The sequence below is a fragment of the Oribacterium sp. HCP3S3_B9 genome (assembly GCF_052064255.1).
Lineage (GTDB): Bacteria > Bacillota > Clostridia > Lachnospirales > Lachnospiraceae > Oribacterium.
The window spans coordinates 119,371-139,805 of the sequence record NZ_JBQHVY010000001.1 but is presented as its reverse complement, the minus strand read 5'-3'; the positions used below and the strand labels follow the sequence as shown (position 1 = coordinate 139,805).

Here is a 20,435-nt window from a genome sequence, read left to right as displayed (position 1 = left end):
GGGCCACCGGTACATTTGATGGCGTCGGCTCTGTGCATGTGACATAAGGATAGCGTGATTAGCAGTCTTTTGAAAAGACTGCTAATTTTTTGCTTCGTTCACATAGTTAACACATTTCTGCTTTATATTTAGGAGCATCAGATGGAGGAAAGGTATCCTCTGTCACATGAAAGGATGAATCTTATGGGAAATATAGTACAGATCTTCCAGCGGCATCGGCTGAAAAGGCAGATGACGCTCGCAAATGGAAACAACGGCCAAAACCATCCAGAGGACGATCATGGTTTCGGTAATTTCAATGATTTCTTTAACCAGTTCACGAACGGTCAGAACGGCGCGAATGGTGGAAATCATGGGAACAACGGAAATAACAGCTATCAACCGAAGAATAAAAAGCCGCTGATTTTCTATTATTTCATCGCGCTTCTCATCATCCTGCTGCTGAATACCTTCGTATTTCCGTCGCTCCTGACACGGTCGATCCGGCAGACGAGCTATACGGAGTTCATGAACGCCGTGAACAACCAGGCCATCACGAAGGTGAATCTGAGTGATGATACCATCACATATGTCGCGACGGTAAACGGGGAGGATCTCACCTGCCAGACCGGCCGACTGAAGAACGAGTACACCGAGGCACAGGTACTGCAGGAGCTCTACCGGCAGGGTGTCAACTTCGATGAGACGATCCCAGTGGAGACCAGCCCGCTGCTGAATTTCCTGCTGACCTGGATCTTCCCGATTCTTCTGTTCTGGGCGCTCGGCAACTGGCTCAGCAAGCGCATGGCGAGCTCGCTCGGTGCGGGCGGCGGCTTCGGCGGTATGGGTGGCTTCGGCAAGTCGAACGCCCGTGAGTACGAGGCGAAGGACGGAAACAAGGTGACCTTTAAGGACGTCGCCGGCGAGGATGAAGCGAAGGAGCTTCTGTCCGAGATGGTCGACTACCTGAAGGAGCCGGATAAGTATACGAAGATCGGTGCGCATATCCCGAAGGGCGCGCTGCTCGTCGGCCCTCCTGGAACCGGTAAGACCCTGCTTGCGAAGGCCGTAGCCGGTGAGGCGAACGTACCGTTCTTCTCCATCGCCGGCTCCGAGTTCGTCGAGATGTTCGTCGGTATGGGTGCGGCGAAGGTACGTGACCTGTTCGAGCAGGCGAAGAAAAAGTCGCCATGTATCATCTTCATCGATGAGATCGATGCCATCGGTAAGAAGCGTGGCAACGGTGCGATGGGGGGCAATGATGAGCGTGAGCAGACCCTGAACCAGCTCCTGACGGAGATGGACGGTTTCGACAGCTCGAAGGCCATCATCATCCTGGCAGCGACGAACCAGCCGGATTCCCTGGATCCTGCACTGCTTCGTCCGGGCCGTTTCGACCGTCGTGTACCGGTCGAGCTTCCGGATTTCCAGGGACGTGTGGACATCCTGAAGGTGCACTCCAGAGGCATCAAGATGGCGGAAAATGTCGATCTCAGTGCCATCGCGAAGGCAGCCGCCGGCGCGAGTGGTGCCGAGCTTGCGAACATCATCAACGAGGCAGCACTTCGTGCGGTACGTGCCGGTCGTGAGCGCGTGATCCAGTCGGATCTCGAGGAGTCGATCGAGGTCGTCATCGCCGGTTATCAGAAGAAGAACAACGTGATGACGGATAAGGAGAAGCTGATCGTTTCCTACCATGAGGTCGGTCATGCACTGGTTGCTGCACTTCAGAAGAACTCGGCACCGGTACAGAAGATCACGATCATCCCGAGAACCTCCGGTGCACTGGGCTACACCATGCAGGTCGAGGATGAAGGAAACCACTACCTCTACTCGAAGGAGGAGCTGGAGAATAAGATCGCGACGCTCACCGGTGGACGCTGTGCCGAGGAACTGATCTTCCATACCTGCACGACGGGTGCAAGCAACGACATCGAGCAGGCAACGAAGTATGCCCGTGCGATGATTACCCGTTATGGTATGGCGGATGATATCGGTATGGTGGCGATGGAGCAGGTCCAGAACCAGTACCTCGGTGGCGATGCATCCCTCACCTGCTCGCCGGAAACGCAGACGAAGATCGACCAGATGACCGTGGACCTCGTAAAGAAGCAGCATGATAAGGCCTATCAGCTGCTGAGTGACAACATCACGAAGCTCCACGAGATCACGAAGTACCTCTATGAGAAGGAGACCATCACCGGCGCAGAGTTCATGGAGATCCTGAACCGGAAGGAGATCGATCCGTCGGTAGTGGCACCGGGCACACAGGCCTGAGCATCCTGCCTGAAAGGATGCGGATGGAGGATGTGTACATCGGATAGAAAATCCGGATAAATCGATCGTATCCCATATGACCATATATGTAGAATGTGAAGACTCGTTACAGTTTGAGAAAACTGTAACGAGCCTTTTTTTATTCTGAACAATCTGCCGGAACGGTGACAAAACCGGTTTAGTTTACGTATAATAAAACCAACTATAGATACCATTCAGGCAGGGACCGCCAGGGCCTTCGCGGAAGGGGTATCTGCGATTTCTTTTACAAGGGAAGTAATATGCGTGATCTTGATTATTTGAAGCTGCTCGCGAAGCAGTTTCCGACTGCAACGGCTGCAGGTGCGGAGATTATCAACCTGCGTGCGATCTGTGCACTCCCGAAGGGCACAGAGTATTTCTTTTCAGACCTGCATGGTGAAAGCGACGCCTTCATCTACCTGATGCGGTCGGCCTCCGGAATCGTTCGTGATAAGATCGATGAAACTTTCGGAAATCTGCTGCCGGAGGAGGAACAGCTGGAGCTTGCAAACCTGATCTACTATCCGAGAGACATTCTTTCGAATCCGGCACACAAGGCGAAGGATACACCGGAGTGGCAGCGCATCACGATCAATCGTCTCGTGAATATCTGCCGCTGCGTCAGCTCCAAGTACACCCACTCGAAGGTGCGTAAGAAGATGCCACAGCAGTATGCCTACGCGATCGATGAGCTCCTGCACCTCGACAGTCATGATGAGGATAAGCGGGGCTATCTCCGCGGCATCATGGATGCCATCATCGACATCGACATGGGCGATGATTTCATCGTGGCCCTGTCGGAGCTGATCCAGAACCTCGTCGTCGATAATCTCCATATCATCGGCGATGTCTTCGACCGAGGCCCGCATGCGGACCAGATCATGGAGGAGCTGATGAGCTTCCATGATGTGGATATCGAGTGGGGAAATCATGATGCCGAGTGGATGGGGGCCGCCTGTGGTAATCCGGCCTGCATCGCAAGCGTTCTCCGCATCGCCACCTCCTATAACTCCTTCGATGTGCTCGAGGACGGCTATGGCATCAATCTGCGCCCGCTTTCGATGTATGCGGAGGAGGTGTATGGTGATGATCCATGTGACTGCTTTCAGCCGCATCTCCTGGATACCAATGTCTCTGACTCGGTAGATCCTCGCCTCGCCGCGAAGATGTGCAAGGCCATCAGTATCATCCTGTTTAAGGAGGAGGGGGCACTGATCCGCCGCCATCCGGAGTATAAGCTCGACCACCGTATGCTCCTCGATAAGATCGATTATGAAAAGGGCACGGTGACCATCGATGGAGAGAGCTATCCGCTCCGGGATACGAATTTCCCGACCATCGACCCGAAGGATCCGTATAAGATGACAGAGAAGGAAAAGGAGCTGATGAACACCCTGGTGTACAGCTTCACCCACTCGCAGCTGCTGCAGAAGCACATCCGTTTCTTCTTTACGAATGGCGCGATGTATAAGGTGGTCAATAACAACATCCTTTACCATGGCTGTATCCCGATGAATGTGGACGGCTCCTTCCTGCAGCTCGAGACGGCGAAGGGCAGTGTCGGCGGAAAGGCCCTCATGGATTACTTCTATGAGCGGGCGATCGATGCCTATTTCCTGAATGGAGAAAATGACCCGAAGGGTAAGATCTATGCAACGGATCTTTTCTGGTACATGTGGTGTGGACCATGCTCACCACTCTTCGGAAAGGATAAGATGACGACCTTCGAGCACTGCTTCATCGAGGATCCGGATACACATGTGGAGAAGTTTAACATCTACTATGAATTCTCGAAGGAGGAGCGCTATGTCGACCGGATCTTCGCGGAATTCGGTGTGGATCCGGAGAGGGGCCATGTGGTAAATGGCCATGTGCCGGTGAAAACGAAGCGTGGCGAGTCTCCGATCAAGGCAAACGGCAAGCTCTTCGTCATCGATGGCGGTATCTCGAAGGCCTACCATTCCCGCACCGGCATCGCCGGCTATACGCTCATCTTCAACTCCCGCCATCTGGCACTGGCAGAGCATAAGGGCTTCCGAAAGGGATCCGAGAATACGCCGGAGATTCAGATCGTGGAGCAGATGAAGCACCGCATCCATGTCGGTGAAACCGATAATGGACAGGAGCTGCAGCGTCAGATCGCCGACCTCGAGGAGCTGCTCACAGCGTATCGCAACGGTGATATCCGTGAAAAGGGCGAAATTGTGCAAAAGAGACGTTGATTCAAAAAAAGAATGGTGCTATAAAAAACGGGATCAAATCGAGATCCCGTTTTTTGATGATTTCATCAAGAACGCTGACAGAAAAGAAGAGGAAACAAGTGGATACAAAAAAGACAATCAGGGATATGACATCAGGGAGTCCGATGCGTTTAATTCTCGGCTTTGCCGTGCCGATGCTTCTAGGCATTCTTTTCCAGCAGCTTTATAGCATGGTGGATACCGTAATGGTCGGACGCTTTCTCGGCGCGGATGCACTTGCGGCAGTGGGATCTACCGGTGCCATCAATTTTATGGTGAACGGTTTCGTCATCGGTGCGACAGCAGGATTCGCGATTCCGGTCGCTCAGCGATTCGGTGCGCGTGATTTTGATGGGATGCGGCAGTATGTCGGAAATATCGTATGGCTGACGATATTGTTTTCCGCGGTGATGACGGCGTGCATGAGCGTGCTCGCACATCAGGTGCTGGTATGGATGCATACACCGGATGAAATTCTGGAACAGGCGTATAGTTACATCGTTATTATATTTATGGGGCTTTCGGCGACCTACCTCTATAATATTACGGCTTCCATCGTGCGATCTCTGGGAGATTCGAAATCGCCGGTATATTTCCTGATGATTTCGTCTGTACTGAATATTATTCTTGATTACGTAACGATTCGAATTTTAGGAATGGGCGTGCGCGGCCCGGCGCTGGCGACGATTATCAGTCAGCTGGTCTCCGGCGTTCTCTGCTTCTTTTATATGGTAAGACGATTCGACATTCTGACATTGAAACAGGATGACTTGCGTATGCGGGCAGAATGTGTTCAGCGCTTACTGTGGATGGCGATTCCGATGGGACTTCAGTATTCAATCACAAGTATCGGAAACATCATCCTGCAGACGGCAGTCAATACACTGGGTGTTATTTCGGTTGCAGCAGTCACGGCAGGTGATCGTATCATCGTTTTATTTGCATGCGTCTTTGATTCTCTGGGCGGTACAATGGCAACCTATCAGGGGCAGAATCGAGGTGCGCTTAAATACGACCGTCTGAAAGCAGGCGCAGCATCGGCGATGAAGATTGGCGCCGTGTATTCTGTGATTGCGGTGGCTGTTCTTGCGACGATTGGCTGGAAATTACCACTTCTGTTTGTAACCAATGGAAATGCAGAGGTTGTGGCCGGTGCACATCAATATCTGATGACGCAGGTGCTGTTTTTTATTCCGCTTTGTGCGGTAAATGTATTTCGCTTTTCTATTCAAGGCATGGGATTTTCCGGTATTGCGATTATCGCGGGCATATGTGAGATGTTCGGCAGAGGGCTGGCTGGATTTCTGGGCGTTCGTTATTTCGGATATACAGCAGCCTGTCTGGCGGCACCGCTTGCATGGCTGTTTGCCGATGCCTTTTTGATTCCCTGCTTCTACCGCTGCGTGCGTAAACTGGGAAAAGAAGAAACAAATTCGATGTCATGACGTAAAAATTTCTAATTACATTTTTGCTGTCTAAAAAGATGAAAATAATTTTCATAAAATACAAATTTTCGACAAGTTATCAGAGTGGATGTGTGAATTTAAACGATGTGATATTCGTTTGAAACACGGAAATCGGACATGCTGGTGTGGCTTTCGCTGGAAAAACGCGGAAGCCACTTTTTTTGTATAATCAAGTCTATTAAAAGATCATACAAATATATAACATAAACTTCATGATAGCCAACAAAAAACACTAAAGACTGTGAAAAAAACGATAAAAATAAGTAATAATGCATAAAAACTGTTTTACAAAAGTCGGACAAGGTGTTATCATAATGACATACAAATTAGAACGGCTTGGAGAGGAAAAGATATGCAGGATGTAATAATGAACCCTCAGGATTCTGTTCTCCATATGTCTGTTGCGCAGCAGTTGAAAGCAGTGATTATCAAGCGCAAGATGCAACCGGGTGATAAGCTTCCGACGGAAAAAGAACTTATGAAAGAATTTGGTATTTCACGTTCGACTTTACGTGAAGCTATGAAAATTCTGAAGGCGGAAAATGTTATTGTTTCCCGTCAGGGTTCCGGAACGTTTATCAGCCAGGAAACAGGCATCGGAGAAGACCCGTTGGGGCTTCATTTTACGAATCAGGACAAACTTCTTTACAATCTTCTGGAAACAAGGATGATGATTGAACCACAGATCGCAGAGCTTGCAACGCACAGGGCGACAGAATCGGATATTCAAAAACTGAAGACGATTGTGGATGCCATGTATGCGTCGGATTCCAATGACTCTTATACGGAGGAAATGGATATACGTTTTCATACTGCGATTGCAGAGTGTACCCATAATGATGTGCTGACAAGAGTGGTTCCGATCATCAACGAATCTATCCGGCGGGGACATGTGGAAACCCATGATGACACGGCCAGCTTCTATAGAGCGAAACGAAGCCATCTCGGCATCTACAGAGCCATCGCAGAACGGGATTATATGGAAGCGAAGTTTCTGGTGGAACGCCATATCTGGGAAACTCTGAACGACATTAAATCCAAGGAGGACAAATCATGAAAAAAAGACTTCTGGCAAAGAAAGTGACCGCAATTGCTGCGACGACAGCCATGGCTGTAAGCATGCTTGCGGGCTGCGGATCATCGAAGACAGAGACGACGGCAGCCGCAACACAGGCGGCGGCAGAGACGAAGGCGGCAGAGACCGAGGCGGCGAAGGAAGAAAGCGCAGAGCCGGTGACCATCAAGTTTCAGTACTGGGCAGATAATACAGACTATTCTGCATTGATGCAGGACATCATCAAAAAGTTTAACGATGAAAACGGTAAGGGCATTACGGTTGTCGGTGAAGAGCAGCCATGGGATGGCGGCGCGTATGCGGAAAACCTGTTCAATGCAAAGATGGGTGGATCCGATGTCGATGTTTCTACCTGGAAGCTGACTTCCACACCGCTTTTTGCAAACAATGATCTCCTTCTGGATCTCACACCGTATGTCGATGCGATGGATACCAAGGCGGATATCGATGACAATATCTACAGCGTTATGAGAGAAGCTGGCGGTGACGACACAAAGATGTTCGTTATGCCATGGAACATCCAGGTGCTGTATGTTTACTATAGACCATCTATTTTTGAGAAGGCCGGAATTACTGATGTTCCGAAGACTTATGAAGAGTTCCTTGAGGATGTGAAGAAGTGCACACTGGATACGGATGGTGATGGCAAGACCGATGTATATGGCTTCGGTATGAGAGGCGCCAAGGGTGGTCAGGAGCCATGGGGTTCCTTCATTTATGGCGAGGGTGGTTCCTTCGAAGATCTTACTTCTGCAGAATCTGTAAAGGGTATGCAGGATTTCATCGATCTTTATCAGAATGGATATGTTCCGTCTACAGCAACATCGGATGGATTTAATGAGATTATCGCAAACTTCCAGTCCGGCCTTACGGCGATGACCATTCATCACACCGGTTCTTCTGCGAAGATGGAAGAGATTTTCGGTGATGATGTATCTGCATTTGCTTTCCCGGCAGGTAAGGGCCAGTGGACATCCATGGGCGATACCGAGACCGTTATCTTCAGTTCCTGCAAGAATCCGGATGCTGCCTTTGAGTGGTGTAAGTATCTCGCAACCGGTGAAGGTCAGAAGATGTGGTGCGAGGGTACAGGTAATGTTCCTGTTTCTAAGACCGTAGCACAGGGTGACTACTTCCAGAGCAACCGTTTCATGAAGGCATCGATTGAAGGAGAGGGTTATGCTGGTATCCTTCCGATTCGTGATACGACAACGGAGTGGATCAGTAATCTCTGGCCGAATACCGTTTCACAGGCTCTGACAGGTGCCATTTCTGCAGAGGATGCCATGAAGACGCTCCAGAGTGGCCTTTGGGAGAATTAATGTTCTGCATGTTCTTTTGACCTCGTTTGTTACTTATATATGTAGACTTGTAAATTACGGATTTGTGAGAATGCATTTGCATTCTCACAAATCATGTAAAGATAAATAGGAGAAGATGGACATGAGTAAAAAACGTTCAATATGGCCATATTTGCTGGTCGCACCGGCAACACTGATCATCCTTTGCATTGTGTTTGTGCCGGTTATAAACGCCATTATGATGAGCTTTCAGAGCTATGATCTCAGAAGACCGAAGCAGATTGCGTTTATCGGGCTGGCAAACTACATTCAGGCATTCGGTGATCCACAGTTCCTGAATGCGGTCATCCGTACGATTATCTGGGTCGTATTCGGTGTTGGATTGCAGTTTCTGTTTGGATTCATGTTGGCACTTATATTGAACTCGCACTTCAGCGGACGTGGAGTTGTCAGAGCAATCAGTATGGTTCCTTGGGTGACTCCAGGTGTGTTGATCGGCCTCATGTGGCGGTGGATTTATGATGGAAACTCCGGCGTGCTGAATGATATTCTTATGAAGCTGCATTTGACCGACGGAAAAATTGCTTTCCTGAGTCAGACAACGACGGCATTTCCGTCTGTTATCGTGACCATCATCTGGCAGGGAATTCCGTTCTTCGCACTGATGCTTCTCGCGGCGCTGCAGGGCGTTTCGACGGATATGTATGAGGCTGCGGAAATCGATGGCGCAACGAAGTCGCAGAAGCTCTTCTATATTACGATTCCGTCGATTAAAAATACGATTTTCATTACCGGTCTTCTTCGTATCATCTGGGTGGCGAATTCCGTTGATGTCATCTTTAATATGACGGAGGGTGGTCCGGCGTACAGCACGCAGACATTGTCTGTATATATCTATAATAAGGCCAATGCTTTGAACCTGGGCTATGCATCCGCCATGGCGATCAGTCTCGCCATCATGCTTCTGGTGGTCGTCATCCCGTATCTGAAATCAAGCTTTAAGGAGGAGAAGTGATGAAATGTGAATCGATGAGTATCCGCATCCTCCGGACCGTGCTTCTGGCGCTTATGCTCTTGTTCCTGCTCTTTCCGTTTTACTGGACGTTCCTTACATCGATCAAACCGGAAAATGAGCTATATGGAAAGGTTGTGACGTACTGGACAGTACATCCGACCTTTGAAGCATATAAAAAGCTGTTTACCAGTACGGTAGATTTCCTGTCTGCGATGAAAAACAGTCTTCTGGTTGCGGCATGTACTACATTGCTGACACTGGTTGTGGCGACGATGGCAGCGTATGCGTTTTCGAGATACGATTTTGTGGGACGAAAGGTGCTGATGAGTATCTTCCTGTGCAACAACATGTTCCCGACCGTACTGCTTCTGATTCCACTGTACTCTATCATGCGAAAGCTTCAGCTTCTGTTTACACCGGTATCGCTGATCCTTTCCTATACCACCTTTACGATTCCATTCTCTGTATGGCTTCTGATCGGATTTATCAACGATCTGCCGGCTTCGCTGGAGGAAGCAGCGATGGTGGATGGATGTAACCGTGGGCAGGCATTTATGAAAATTATCTTCCCGTTACTTCGACCGAGTATCATTGCGACCGGCGTATATATCTTCATGCAGTCCTGGAATGAGTATACTTTTGCGATGATGTTTACGAATACATCAAGCAGAACGATTCCGGTGGCACTGAAGTCGCTGATCGGTCAGCTGGGTGTTCAGTGGGATCTGCTGACGGCGGGAGGTATCCTTACGATCATTCCGGTATGTATCATGTTCTTCTTCGCACAGAAGAGGCTGGTAGAAGGATTGACTGCGGGTGCTGTAAAGGGATAATATCCTACAATTTGTAAAATTATAATAATGAATCTGGGAAAACACATTGATTGTCATACATTTCATAAGTACAATATAATCATGTCGTAGAAGGACGGCTGATAAAAAGGAGGAATTTTTATGGATTACGAGAAGAAGGCGAAAGAAATCCGCGCAGAAATTTTAAAAATGCTGTATGCGTGTCAGTCAGGACATCCGGGCGGATCTCTTTCATGTGTTGAGATGCTGATGGCTCTCTATTATGACACGATGAAGAATCTGGATCCGAAGAATCCGAAGAATGAAGACCGAGATCGTTTTGTATTAAGTAAGGGTCATGCCTGCCCGACACTCTATGCGATTCTTGCAGACCTTGGCTACTTCCCGAAGGAGGATCTCGCAAATCTTCGTAAGCTTCACTGCCATCTTCAGGGTCATCCGGACTGCAAGAAGACACCGGGCGTGGACGTGAATACCGGCTCTCTCGGTCAGGGTGCATCGATTTCAATCGGCCTTGCACTGGGTGCGAAGCTGAAGAAGGCAAGCTGGCAGACCTATACGGTTCTCGGTGATGGTGAGTGCCAGGAGGGTCTTGTATGGGAAGCTGCGATGTCTGCCGCACACTACAAGCTTGATAATCTGACCTGGATGCTCGACTTCAACCATCTTCAGATCGATGGTTCAAACGATCAGGTTATGAGCCTCGGCGATGTGAATGCGAAGTTCCGTGCATTTGGCTGGGAAGTATATGATGTAGATGGTCATGATATCAAGGCGATCGATGAGGCACTTGCTGCTCCGCATAACGGAAAGCCGAAGTTTATCTGCTGCCATACCATCAAGGGCAAGGGTGTTGATTTCATGGAGGATCAGTTCCAGTGGCACGGAAGTCCGATGAATCAGGAACAGTTTGAGAAGGCACTTGCACAGCAGGAGGTTTGAGAATTATGGGAAAGTCATTAAGAGTCGCATTTGGCGAGACACTGGCACAGTTAGGTGCTGAAAATGATAAGATCGTCGCACTGGATGCCGATCTTGCAAATGCAACACAGTCAAAGTTCTTCAGAGATGCATTCCCTGAGAGATTCTTCGATATGGGTATCGCAGAGGCGAACATGGTAGATACAGCAGCCGGACTTGCACATGATGGATTTATTCCGTTCGTATCCACCTTCGCTTTATTCGGTACCGGTCGTGCGTATGAGCAGATTCGTAACTCGGTTGCATACGAGAACCTGAATGTGAAGTTCGCTTTATCTCACTCTGGACTCTCTGTAGGTGAGGATGGTGGTTCACACCAGTCTGTAGAGGATATCGCACTTATGAGAGTAATGCCGAACATGAACGTTATCGTGCCGGCAGATCCGAAGGAGACAGAAAAGGCGATTCGAGCAGCGGTTGAGATCGATGGACCGGTATATGTGCGTGTCGGAAGACCGGTGGTAGAGGATGTTCCAGAGCTGGATGACAAGCCATTCGAGTTCGGTAAGGCAACGATCGTGAAGGATGGTAGCGATGCTGCGATCATCGCCTGCGGTCTTATGCTGACGAGAGCACTGGAAGCTGCGAAGCAGCTCGAGGCAGAGGGCATCAGCACTGCCGTTATCAATATGCATACCATCAAGCCGATCGATGCTGATACAATTCTGAAGTATAACGATAAGGTCAAGGCGATGGTGACGATGGAAGAGCATTCTATCATCGGTGGACTCGGTTCTGCAGTGGCAGAGGTTCTGGCTGGCCATGCAGGCGCAAAGTTCAGTCGCATCGGAATCAATGATGTATTTGGTCAGTCCGGTACACCGGATAGCCTCTTCGATGAGTATGGTTTAACTGCAGAGCATGCAGTTACAGATATTAAGAATCTGCTTTCTAAGTAAGACCACAATAAATTCCTGTACCTGTGCTGTCTGTCATAGGACAGCGCGGGATTTCCTGAAGCCGTGAGCGACTTCATATCAGATGACTTCTATAAAAGGAGAATAAGAACGATGGATATTCAGAATTTTGAATTCACAGGCGAAGGTATGCACCGCGTATACGAGAATGAAAAGTGGTGTGTAGGTATTAAGAACTGGAAGCCGGCCAATGATGTGACGGGCATCAGCAATCTCGAACGTCATAATACGACGGATGAGATGTTTGTGCTGGTGGAGGGTCACTGTACACTGATTCAGGCCGATGAGCAGGCTGACGGAAGTCTGAAGTTTAAGCCAGTCTATATGGAGAAGGGTAAGCTTTATGTTATTCCTCGCTCTGAATGGCATAATACCATTACGGAGAAGGATACCAAGATGTTCCTGATTGAAGATTCGAACTGTTCCGGTGACAACAGTGATGTGCGCGATCTTACACCGGAGGAGATTAAGGAAGTACAGTCGCTTGCGAAATAACAGGCGATATATGCGTTTAGCGCTCTGAAATGGGCAGATTTCATTCGAATGAAATCTGCTCATTTTTTGTAAGACAGCATTTGTGCAAATAAAACAAAATAATATTTAAAAAATCTACACAAATAGTGTTGAATTACTATAAATTGTATGTTAATTTATAACCAGCAAAGATAATTGTCATACACTTTTGGCGAAAGTAATGGCAGAATTCATGGAGGAATGTAACTATGAAAAAAAGAGCACTTTCACTGGTTCTCGCAACTGCGATGGTAGCATCATTAGCAGCTTGCGGAAACTCTGCTAAGCCGGCAGAGACCACGGCAGCCGCGAAGGCGGAGGAGACCACGGCAGCAGCAGAGAAGGCAGAGGGAGAGACAGAAGCTGCAGCATCTGATCTGGATGCACTGGATCCTGTAACCCTTACCATTTATTCACCTGGAAATGAGAACTCTGTTCCGACCAAGACCATCATCGAGTATGCGGACCTCGTAAAGGAAGCTTCGGATGGAAAGATCACCCTGGAGGTTCATCACTCCAACGAGTTAGGTAATGACTCAGAGGCACTTGCTTCTACACGTCTTGGCACCATCGACATCATCTTTGCAGGAACATCCGGTTATACCGAGTTCTACGATAAGGCAAAGCTTCTCGACCTTCCGTTCCTTTTCAAAGATGCAGATCAGGCTTATGAAGCAACCAACGGTGAAGTTGGTGAGCAGATTTTCGCAAATCTTGAGGATGCAGGCCTGGTATTCCTGTCCGAGGGTGATAATGGTATGCGCCAGATCTCTACCACAGAAGCTGGTGGCCCGGTTCATGAGGCTGCGGATGTTGAAGGTCTGAAGATCCGTGTACCGACCAGCCAGATCTACCTCGATGTATGGCAGACACTGGGTGCAAACCCTGTAGCACTCGCTCTTCCGGAGCTTGCAATCGCACTTTCAAACGGTACTGCTGAAGGTCAGGACAATGCAACCTACCATCTGGTAGCAAATGCAACCTATGACTCCATCAAGTACTTCAGCTTTATCAACTACATGTGGATGGGCTGCACGATGTCTGCAAACAAGGATAAGTGGGATTCTCTTCCTGAGCAGTATCAACAGATTCTGAAGGATCAGGCGAAGGCAGCTGCGAAGTATTCCTTCGATACCATCAAGGCTGATAACGAGACGGCAAGAAAGACCCTTGAGGACGCAGGTGTTCAGTTTGATGATAATCCTGACGTTCAGTCCTTCAAGGATAAGCTCGGCGGAACCGATTTCTATAAGAAGTATGAGAACGAGGCCTGGTACGATCAAAGCATTGTAGATGCATTAGTAGCGCTTAACCAGTAATGTAATTGCGCTTTCCACGAGCAGGGTGCAAGCGCACCCTGCTATTTAAATGGAATCGCGAGAAAAGGAGATTGATTTGACAGCATATCGTAAATTACTTGATCTTTTAAAGAAGCTATCATTGCTCATCGTACTTGTGTGCATTCTGAGCATCGTGACAATTATGCTGGCGGAGCTGATTACGCGAAATACGATCAACAGCTCATTCCGCTGGTCGACAGAGCTGAATGGCTTTTTGTTTATGTGGATGGCATTTATGGGATTAATCAGCTTGATTGATGAAGATCGAATGATCAATCTCGACATGGTATATTCTCGCGTTCCGAAGAGTGTACAGACGATTTTCTGGATTCTGATTCGTGTTGCCGTTATTTTCCTCGGTGTCATCATGGTTGTATCCTATAAGGATATGTATCCGATTCTGAAAACCAGTAAATACTCCACGATGCAGTGGCTCAGTAAGGCATGGTTATACCTTCCGAGTGCCGTTACCGGTGTATACTTCGTGCTGGTTTCGGTATATGGTATACTGAACCATTTCCTCGGTGAGAAGAAGGACAGTGAAGGAGGAAATGCATAATGGCTATATTTCTTATATTTTTCGTAGTGCTGTTACTGATTGGTGCGCCGATCAGTATCGCGATTGGTGCCGGTGCAACCGCAGGCTGCATCGCGCTTGGGTATCCGCTTCAGATCGTCGGACAGAAGATGGTAACGGGTGTGGATTCGTATCTTCTGATTGCGGTCCCGCTGTTTATCTTCGCCGGGAACCTTATGAATGAAGGAAAAATAACGACGAAGATCTTCGATTTCGCACAGTCGCTGGTTGGATGGATTCCGGGTGGCCTCGGTCATGCCAATATCGTCGCAAGTATCATTTTCGCAGGTATGTCGGGATCCGCGGCGGCAGATGCCGGTGGACTCGGTGTCATCGAGATGAAGGCGATGCGTGATAATGGTTATGATAATGCCTTCTCTGCTGCGGTTACGTCCGCATCCTCGGTTATCGGACCGATCTTCCCACCAAGTATTCCGCTTATCATCTATGGATCCGTTGCATCGGTATCTGTTGCGAAGCTCTTTATGGGTGGTGTGCTTCCTGGTCTTCTGATGGGGCTTGCACTGATGATTCTCGTATTCATCTTCGCTGTCAAGAGAGGATATGAGCGTACTCCGTTCCGTCTTAAGGTTTTATGGGAGAGCTTTAAGGGCTCGATTTTATCTCTGATTACACCACTGATCATCCTTGCCGGATTTACAACCGGATGGGTTACCCCGACCGAGGCTTCCTGTATCGCCGTAGTGTATTCCCTGGTGATTTCAGCATTTGTATATCGTTCTCTGGGCCTTAAGAAGTTCCTGGAGTGTGCAAAGGAATCCGCATTAGGTGCGGCCAATACACTGTTTATCATCGGAACATCCACGCTTTTTACCTATGTCATGGTTAAGGAAGGCATCTCGAAGGATATTGCAAACTTTATCCTCGGCATCAGCTCGAATCCGGCAATCATTCTTCTGATAATCAACATCATCCTTCTGGTACTTGGTATGTTTATGGAGCCAGGTGCGATTCTGACCCTGATGCTCCCGGTACTGGTACCGATCGCTCAGGCCATCGGACTGGACCTCGTTCATTTCGGTGTTGTGATGGTTCTGAACCTGATGATCGGTCAGGTTACACCACCGTTTGGTGTCTGCCTGTTCATTATCTCGGATCTTGCACGCGTGAAGCTCGAAATTCTCTATAAGAGCATCCTGCCGTTTATCATTCCGCTAATCGTAACCCTTCTTATGTGCACGTATATTCCGGGCATCGTTACATGGCTTCCGAATATGCTGATTAAGTAAGTTGAGAGGAAAAGAATGTCTCAAAAGATATCTGTAACAGAAAAAACAATCGAATATCTGAAAGAAAAAATTCTGCAACCGGAAACGAAAATCGGTGATAAGCTTGCGACAGAGCATGAAGTCTGTGAAACGCTGAATGTAGGCAGAGGCTCTGTTCGTGAGGCGTTTCGAAACCTGGAAGCGCAGGGATACATCGAAATCAAACCGGGACGTGGCGCGTTTGTGGTGCGAAAAACCGGAGATGATGAAGTATCTCTTAGCGAGTGGTTTGATCGAAACCGTCTGAAGCTGAATGATTACACAGAAGTGCGTGAAATCGTTGAGCCGAAGGCGGCCCGCCTTGCTGCAGAGCGTAGCACAGAAGCAGAGCTGGAACACCTGACGGCGATTCATACGCAGTTTGTGGCGGAGGTGCATGGAAAGGCAAGAGCGAAAGAACTTGCCCGTCTGGATGAACTTTTTCATCAGGAAATCATCAGTATGACGAAAAATGAAATGCTGATTTTTATCAATGATCGAATTCGAGAACGTCTGGTGCCGTTCCGTTTAAAAACGTTTCAGATTAGGCATAACATTGAAAATGCGATTCCTGCGCATGAGAAGATACTGAGCGCACTGCGAGAGCATGATATGGAAATCGCAGAAGTGTATATGCGGAGACACATTGATCTGATAACAGAAGATATGCTGTAGTCTGAGTGAAAAAACTGCAGTACGAGGCAGTAAAAGACAAAGTAAATATGCTGAAATGATTGTTTGTATAGCGCGAATTTATTAGGCTTTGCACTGAAAAAGAGGTACACTATATGCAGTTGTTCAGCCGATATTTTAGGAGGAAAAATATATGAGATTCTTTATTGATACGGCAAATGTAGATGAGATTCGTGAAGCGAATGATATGGGGATCATCGCAGGTGTCACCACCAACCCTTCCCTGATCGCAAAGGAAGGAAGAGATTACATGGAGACCCTGAAGGAGATCACAGAGATCGTCGATGGTCCGATTTCCGGTGAGGTGAAGGCCAGCACGACGGATGCTGAGGGCATGATCGCCGAGGGCCGTGAGATCGCGAAGATTCATAAGAATATGGTAGTGAAGATTCCGATGACCACCGAGGGACTGAAGGCCGTCAAGGTGCTTTCAGCGGAAGGCATCCACACGAATGTGACCCTGGTATTCTCTGCGTCACAGGCACTTCTCGCAGCCAGAGCCGGAGCGACCTATGTTTCCCCGTTCCTGGGCCGTCTGGATGATATCTCCACAGACGGTATCGCTCTGATCCAGGACATCGAGGATATCTTCCAGATGTACCCGGATATCGAGACCGAGGTGATCTGCGCCTCCGTACGTCATCCGATGCACGTCGTTGAGTGTGCGAAGACCGGTGCAGATATCGCCACCGTTCCGTTCAAGGTACTCATGCAGATGGTGAAGCATCCGCTCACCGACATCGGCATCGAGCGCTTCCGCAAAGACTACGAAGCCGTATTCGGAAAACAGAACTGATAAAAGAAAATGGGGCTGTCGCTCGAGCGACAGCCCCATTTTCTTTTAAGCGTTATTTATCAAAGACGACGTACTTCGGAATGCCGTTCTCGAACTTGCAGGAGCGCTCACCCTGCACAAGCGGACGCAGATACTCGAGCATTTCTTCGGTGACACCGTTGCCCTCGGAGGTGATCCAGCTGTCCGGGACCTTCTTCTCCCGATCCGCGATGTCGGCGATGTCCGCGGCACCGTAGGCTACACTGTACGGGTGATTCGAAGTACGGGTCAGTGTCGACATCACGCCATTCTGTCCATCGACAGCGAGGCGGACAGCATTGCGACCAAGTTCGGTCGACTCCGTGATGTCGGTCTCGGAGAGGAGATGGCCTGCGCAGCGCTGCAGGAGATTCAGCTCGATGTAGCGCACTTTACAGCCGATGTTTGAGCGGATCGCGTTCTCCAGCACCTTGCCGGCACCGGTCGCGATGGTATGACCGAAGGCATCCGTCGACTGGTCACGATCAGCATAATCGCAGATCATCTTTCCGCTTCGGTCACGGATACCCTCGCTGATAGCGACGATGACGTCCTTGCCGACCGCGAGCTCGCCCCGGAGATCAGAGATGAAGTCATTGAGATCGAACGGACGCTCCTCGAGATAGATGAGATACGGAACGTTGCTGTTTGCGCTCTCGGCGAGTGCGGCCGCTGCCGTCAGCCAGCCGGCATTCCGGCCCATCATCTCGACGACGATGACATACGGTGTGTCATATACCTCGAGCTCACGCTCCAGCTCGGAGATGGAAGTTGCGATATACTTTGCGGCAGAACCGAAGCCAGGACAGTGATCGATGCCGAAGAGGTCGTTATCGATGGTTTTCGGCGCTCCGACCACGACGATGTCCGGGATGTTATGCTTCTTAATATAATCCGAGAGCTTCCAGACGGTATCCATCGAGTCGTTTCCGCCGATATAGACGAAATAGCCGATCTCATGCTTCTGGAAGATGCGGATGAGCTCCTCGAACTCCGACGGGTCCTGCGCCGGATCCTTCAGCTTGAAGCGGCAGGAGCCGAGTGCGGCGGCCGGGGTCACGGCCAGGGTGGCGAGCATGTCCTCGATGTGTTCGATACCGCTCAGATCCAGGAACTGCTCACGCAGCACGCCCTGGATACCATAGCGTGCACCGAGCACATCGCTTACCTCCGGGTTTCGGATCGCGGCCTCGATGACGCCGGCCAGCGTAGCGTTGATGGCAGACGTCGGTCCGCCGGACTGTGCGACTAAAAGCTTCTTTCCCATAGCTTCTCCTTCAAAACGGTGCATACCTGCAGATGATGCCCAGGCATGGCATACTATATATGATGATTCGGACGGGCCCCGGTACGCTGTACCGACGATGGATTTCCAGAGATATGCGTGATGCAGGCCCCGATTTGTCAGTATATCATACTTTTTCCTTCTTTACTGCAAAAGAGACAACCTTTTCAAGCGCATATTCGGCGGCAGCGCCATTTGTATAAATTTCTTAAACATCGTCCTGTCTATTATAAGACTTTATCATGCTTGCTCAAACTTTCGGACATGAAATTCACGATCAGAGCGGTGTTTAAGCGGAGCGTCACCATCGAATGTGACAATCAGACGATCTGCTATGCACCGGAGGAGTACAGTGTGCTCCTCGATGGTGAGGAACGTGCGCGATCGACGCTGAACGTTCTCACGATCGATGGTCTCCAGCCGGACAGTGATTATACCCTGAGCTTAAGGACAGAGGATGGAGAGGAGACACAGTCCTTCCATACGGAAGCCGAGTCGGTGCTGCTCGATGTCCGGAGCTTTGGCGCTCATGGCGACGGTGAGAGCGATGACACGATTTACCTGCAGGCGGCGATCAGTGCCTGCCCGAAGGATGGAACCGTGTACGTGCCGGCAGGAACCTACCTGTCGAGGCCACTCTTCCTGAAGAGCTACATGAGCTTATGGATCGACGAGGGGGCCGTGCTGAAGGGCGATCCGGACCGGAATCACTATCCGCTGATGCCGGGTATGACGAAGACGACGGATGGAACGGGCGAGTATAATCTCGCGAGCTGGGAAGGAAACCCGGAGACCTCCTTCGCCTCCCTCATTTCGGCGATCGGTGCAGAGCACGTCGACATCGTCGGTCGGGGGCACATCGATGGTGGCGGTGCCGAGGGTGACTGGTGGCAGAATCCGAAGGTGATGCGAACCGCATGGCGTCCGAACACCATCTTCCTGAATCACTGCCGCCATGTACGTCTTCAGTCCATCACGGTGAAGAATTCTCCGAGCTGGACAGTCCATCCGTACTATACCGATCATATCGGCGTATACAACATCACGATCTGGAACCCATCCGATTCACCGAATACAGACGGCTTCGATCCGGAGAGCTGCGATGATATCCTGATCCTCGGTACGAAGATTTCTGTCGGCGATGACTGTATCGCCCTGAAGTCCGGAAAGTACTATATGAGTCAGAACCATCATAAGATCTCGGATCACTTCACGATTCGGAACTCCTTCCTCGAAAGAGGACACGGCAGTGTGACGGTGGGCTCGGAAGCGGCCGGTGGCGTGATCAACGTCGAGGTGGCACAGTGCATCTTCGATGGGACGGACCGGGGACTTCGGATCAAGACCCGCCGCGGTCGCGGACCGGAAACACGGTATGATGGGGTATATTTCCACGACATTATCATGAAGGACGTGCACATGCCGTTTACCTTCAACATGTTCTACTTCTGCGATCCAGACGGTCACAGCGACTACGTACAGAACCAGAGCTTCCATCCGGTGGATGATAAGACCCCGACGATCGGAACGATCCGGGCCGAGAACATCACATGTACCGGTGCCGATGCCTGTATGCTGGTGGCGTATGGATTGCCGGAGCGCTACATCGAGAACATCGTTCTCAAGAACATAAAGGTCGACTTCCTCCCGAAATCGGAGAGAAAGCCGCGCCAGACCATCATGATGGATCACTTCCCGGAGATGAGCGGAAGAGCCATCTATGCGAGAAATGTAAAGCGTCTCACCCTCGAAAATGTCGAGATCACAGACTCCGACGATACCGAGCCGGTGCTTCAGGATGTGCTGGATTATGACAGCGTCCATGTCTCAATCAACTGAGACCATAAAATCATCAACCTGG

Annotated in this window: 17 protein-coding genes; 16 read left to right on the top strand and 1 reads right to left on the bottom strand. The window is 49.7% G+C overall.

Annotated features, from left to right (window positions below; genetic code table 11):
* The first annotated feature begins 183 nt into the window (after positions 1-183).
* From ftsH to fsa, 15 genes are all read left to right on the top strand, one after another.
* On the top strand, positions 184-2,256 hold the full coding sequence (ftsH, locus tag ACTNC3_RS00630) for an ATP-dependent zinc metalloprotease FtsH (protein WP_441226135.1): 2,073 nt from the start codon (positions 184-186) through the stop codon (positions 2,254-2,256).
* Positions 2,257-2,537: 281 nt separating this feature from the next.
* Positions 2,538-4,499, top strand: a complete 1,962-nt coding sequence (locus ACTNC3_RS00625; RefSeq protein ID WP_441226134.1) for a fructose-1,6-bisphosphatase — start codon at positions 2,538-2,540, stop codon at positions 4,497-4,499.
* A 98-nt stretch (positions 4,500-4,597) separates the two neighbouring features.
* Complete coding sequence (locus ACTNC3_RS00620) at positions 4,598-5,962, top strand: MATE family efflux transporter (RefSeq protein WP_441226133.1); 1,365 nt, start codon at positions 4,598-4,600, stop codon at positions 5,960-5,962.
* Positions 5,963-6,335: 373 nt separating this feature from the next.
* Positions 6,336-7,040 carry a FadR/GntR family transcriptional regulator gene (locus ACTNC3_RS00615; protein WP_441226132.1) on the top strand — a complete coding sequence of 235 codons (705 nt, stop codon included), beginning with the start codon at positions 6,336-6,338 and terminating at the stop codon, positions 7,038-7,040.
* Positions 7,037-8,380, top strand: coding sequence for an ABC transporter substrate-binding protein (locus tag ACTNC3_RS00610; protein WP_441226131.1), 1,344 nt, complete (start codon positions 7,037-7,039; stop codon positions 8,378-8,380). Before ACTNC3_RS00615 ends, ACTNC3_RS00610 begins: the two co-directional genes overlap by 4 nt.
* 121 nt (positions 8,381-8,501) lie before the next feature.
* Positions 8,502-9,374 (top strand): carbohydrate ABC transporter permease, encoded by an 873-nt coding sequence (locus tag ACTNC3_RS00605; protein WP_441226130.1) that lies wholly within the window; start codon positions 8,502-8,504, stop codon positions 9,372-9,374.
* Entirely contained in the window at positions 9,374-10,207 is an 834-nt protein-coding gene (locus ACTNC3_RS00600) for a carbohydrate ABC transporter permease (RefSeq protein WP_441226129.1), read from the top strand. The genes ACTNC3_RS00605 and ACTNC3_RS00600 overlap by 1 nt, the downstream gene beginning before the upstream one ends.
* A 120-nt stretch (positions 10,208-10,327) precedes the next feature.
* A complete protein-coding gene (locus tag ACTNC3_RS00595; RefSeq protein WP_441226128.1) occupies positions 10,328-11,128 on the top strand; it encodes a transketolase in 801 nt (266 codons plus the stop codon).
* Positions 11,129-11,133: 5 nt separating this feature from the next.
* Positions 11,134-12,066, top strand: coding sequence for a transketolase family protein (locus ACTNC3_RS00590; RefSeq protein WP_441226127.1), 933 nt, complete (start codon positions 11,134-11,136; stop codon positions 12,064-12,066).
* 111 nt (positions 12,067-12,177) lie between these two features.
* Entirely contained in the window at positions 12,178-12,579 is a 402-nt protein-coding gene (locus ACTNC3_RS00585) for a cupin (RefSeq protein WP_441226126.1), read from the top strand.
* Between the two features lie 227 nt (positions 12,580-12,806).
* Complete coding sequence (locus ACTNC3_RS00580) at positions 12,807-13,916, top strand: TRAP transporter substrate-binding protein (RefSeq protein WP_441226125.1); 1,110 nt, start codon at positions 12,807-12,809, stop codon at positions 13,914-13,916.
* Between the two features lie 49 nt (positions 13,917-13,965).
* Entirely contained in the window at positions 13,966-14,496 is a 531-nt protein-coding gene (locus ACTNC3_RS00575) for a TRAP transporter small permease (RefSeq protein ID WP_441226124.1), read from the top strand.
* The gene (locus tag ACTNC3_RS00570; RefSeq protein WP_441226123.1) at positions 14,496-15,764 is read left to right on the top strand and encodes a TRAP transporter large permease; all 1,269 of its coding nucleotides are present in this window, start codon (positions 14,496-14,498) and stop codon (positions 15,762-15,764) included. Before ACTNC3_RS00575 ends, ACTNC3_RS00570 begins: the two co-directional genes overlap by 1 nt.
* Before the next feature lie 15 nt (positions 15,765-15,779).
* A complete protein-coding gene (locus tag ACTNC3_RS00565; protein WP_441226122.1) occupies positions 15,780-16,457 on the top strand; it encodes a FadR/GntR family transcriptional regulator in 678 nt (225 codons plus the stop codon).
* 151 nt (positions 16,458-16,608) lie between these two features.
* Entirely contained in the window at positions 16,609-17,271 is a 663-nt protein-coding gene (gene fsa, locus ACTNC3_RS00560) for a fructose-6-phosphate aldolase (RefSeq protein WP_441226121.1), read from the top strand.
* A 52-nt stretch (positions 17,272-17,323) separates the two neighbouring features.
* Here the strand turns inward: fsa and ACTNC3_RS00555 are convergent, their stop codons facing one another.
* Positions 17,324-18,556, bottom strand: a complete 1,233-nt coding sequence (locus tag ACTNC3_RS00555) for a 6-phosphofructokinase (RefSeq protein ID WP_410042487.1) — start codon at positions 18,554-18,556, stop codon at positions 17,324-17,326.
* A gap of 282 nt (positions 18,557-18,838) precedes the next feature.
* Between ACTNC3_RS00555 and ACTNC3_RS00550 the strand changes: the two genes are divergently transcribed.
* Positions 18,839-20,413, top strand: a complete 1,575-nt coding sequence (locus tag ACTNC3_RS00550) for a glycoside hydrolase family 28 protein (RefSeq protein WP_441226120.1) — start codon at positions 18,839-18,841, stop codon at positions 20,411-20,413.
* The last annotated feature ends 22 nt before the right edge of the window (positions 20,414-20,435 follow it).

Excerpts from the sequence above, each read along its gene's own strand:
- ftsH (WP_441226135.1), top strand. The coding sequence starts at position 184 with ATGGGAAATATAGTACAGATCTTCCAGCGGCATCGGCTGAAAAGGCAG.
- ACTNC3_RS00625 (WP_441226134.1), top strand. The coding sequence starts at position 2,538 with ATGCGTGATCTTGATTATTTGAAGCTGCTCGCGAAGCAGTTTCCGACT.
- ACTNC3_RS00615 (WP_441226132.1), top strand. The coding sequence starts at position 6,336 with ATGCAGGATGTAATAATGAACCCTCAGGATTCTGTTCTCCATATGTCT.
- ACTNC3_RS00610 (WP_441226131.1), top strand. The coding sequence starts at position 7,037 with ATGAAAAAAAGACTTCTGGCAAAGAAAGTGACCGCAATTGCTGCGACG.
- ACTNC3_RS00605 (WP_441226130.1), top strand. The coding sequence starts at position 8,502 with ATGAGTAAAAAACGTTCAATATGGCCATATTTGCTGGTCGCACCGGCA.
- ACTNC3_RS00600 (WP_441226129.1), top strand. The coding sequence starts at position 9,374 with ATGAAATGTGAATCGATGAGTATCCGCATCCTCCGGACCGTGCTTCTG.
- ACTNC3_RS00595 (WP_441226128.1), top strand. The coding sequence starts at position 10,328 with ATGGATTACGAGAAGAAGGCGAAAGAAATCCGCGCAGAAATTTTAAAA.
- ACTNC3_RS00590 (WP_441226127.1), top strand. The coding sequence starts at position 11,134 with ATGGGAAAGTCATTAAGAGTCGCATTTGGCGAGACACTGGCACAGTTA.
- ACTNC3_RS00585 (WP_441226126.1), top strand. The coding sequence starts at position 12,178 with ATGGATATTCAGAATTTTGAATTCACAGGCGAAGGTATGCACCGCGTA.
- ACTNC3_RS00580 (WP_441226125.1), top strand. The coding sequence starts at position 12,807 with ATGAAAAAAAGAGCACTTTCACTGGTTCTCGCAACTGCGATGGTAGCA.
- ACTNC3_RS00575 (WP_441226124.1), top strand. The coding sequence starts at position 13,966 with ATGGAATCGCGAGAAAAGGAGATTGATTTGACAGCATATCGTAAATTA.
- ACTNC3_RS00570 (WP_441226123.1), top strand. The coding sequence starts at position 14,496 with ATGGCTATATTTCTTATATTTTTCGTAGTGCTGTTACTGATTGGTGCG.
- ACTNC3_RS00565 (WP_441226122.1), top strand. The coding sequence starts at position 15,780 with ATGTCTCAAAAGATATCTGTAACAGAAAAAACAATCGAATATCTGAAA.
- fsa (WP_441226121.1), top strand. The coding sequence starts at position 16,609 with ATGAGATTCTTTATTGATACGGCAAATGTAGATGAGATTCGTGAAGCG.
- ACTNC3_RS00555 (WP_410042487.1), bottom strand. The coding sequence starts at position 18,556 with ATGGGAAAGAAGCTTTTAGTCGCACAGTCCGGCGGACCGACGTCTGCC.
- ACTNC3_RS00550 (WP_441226120.1), top strand. The coding sequence starts at position 18,839 with ATGAAATTCACGATCAGAGCGGTGTTTAAGCGGAGCGTCACCATCGAA.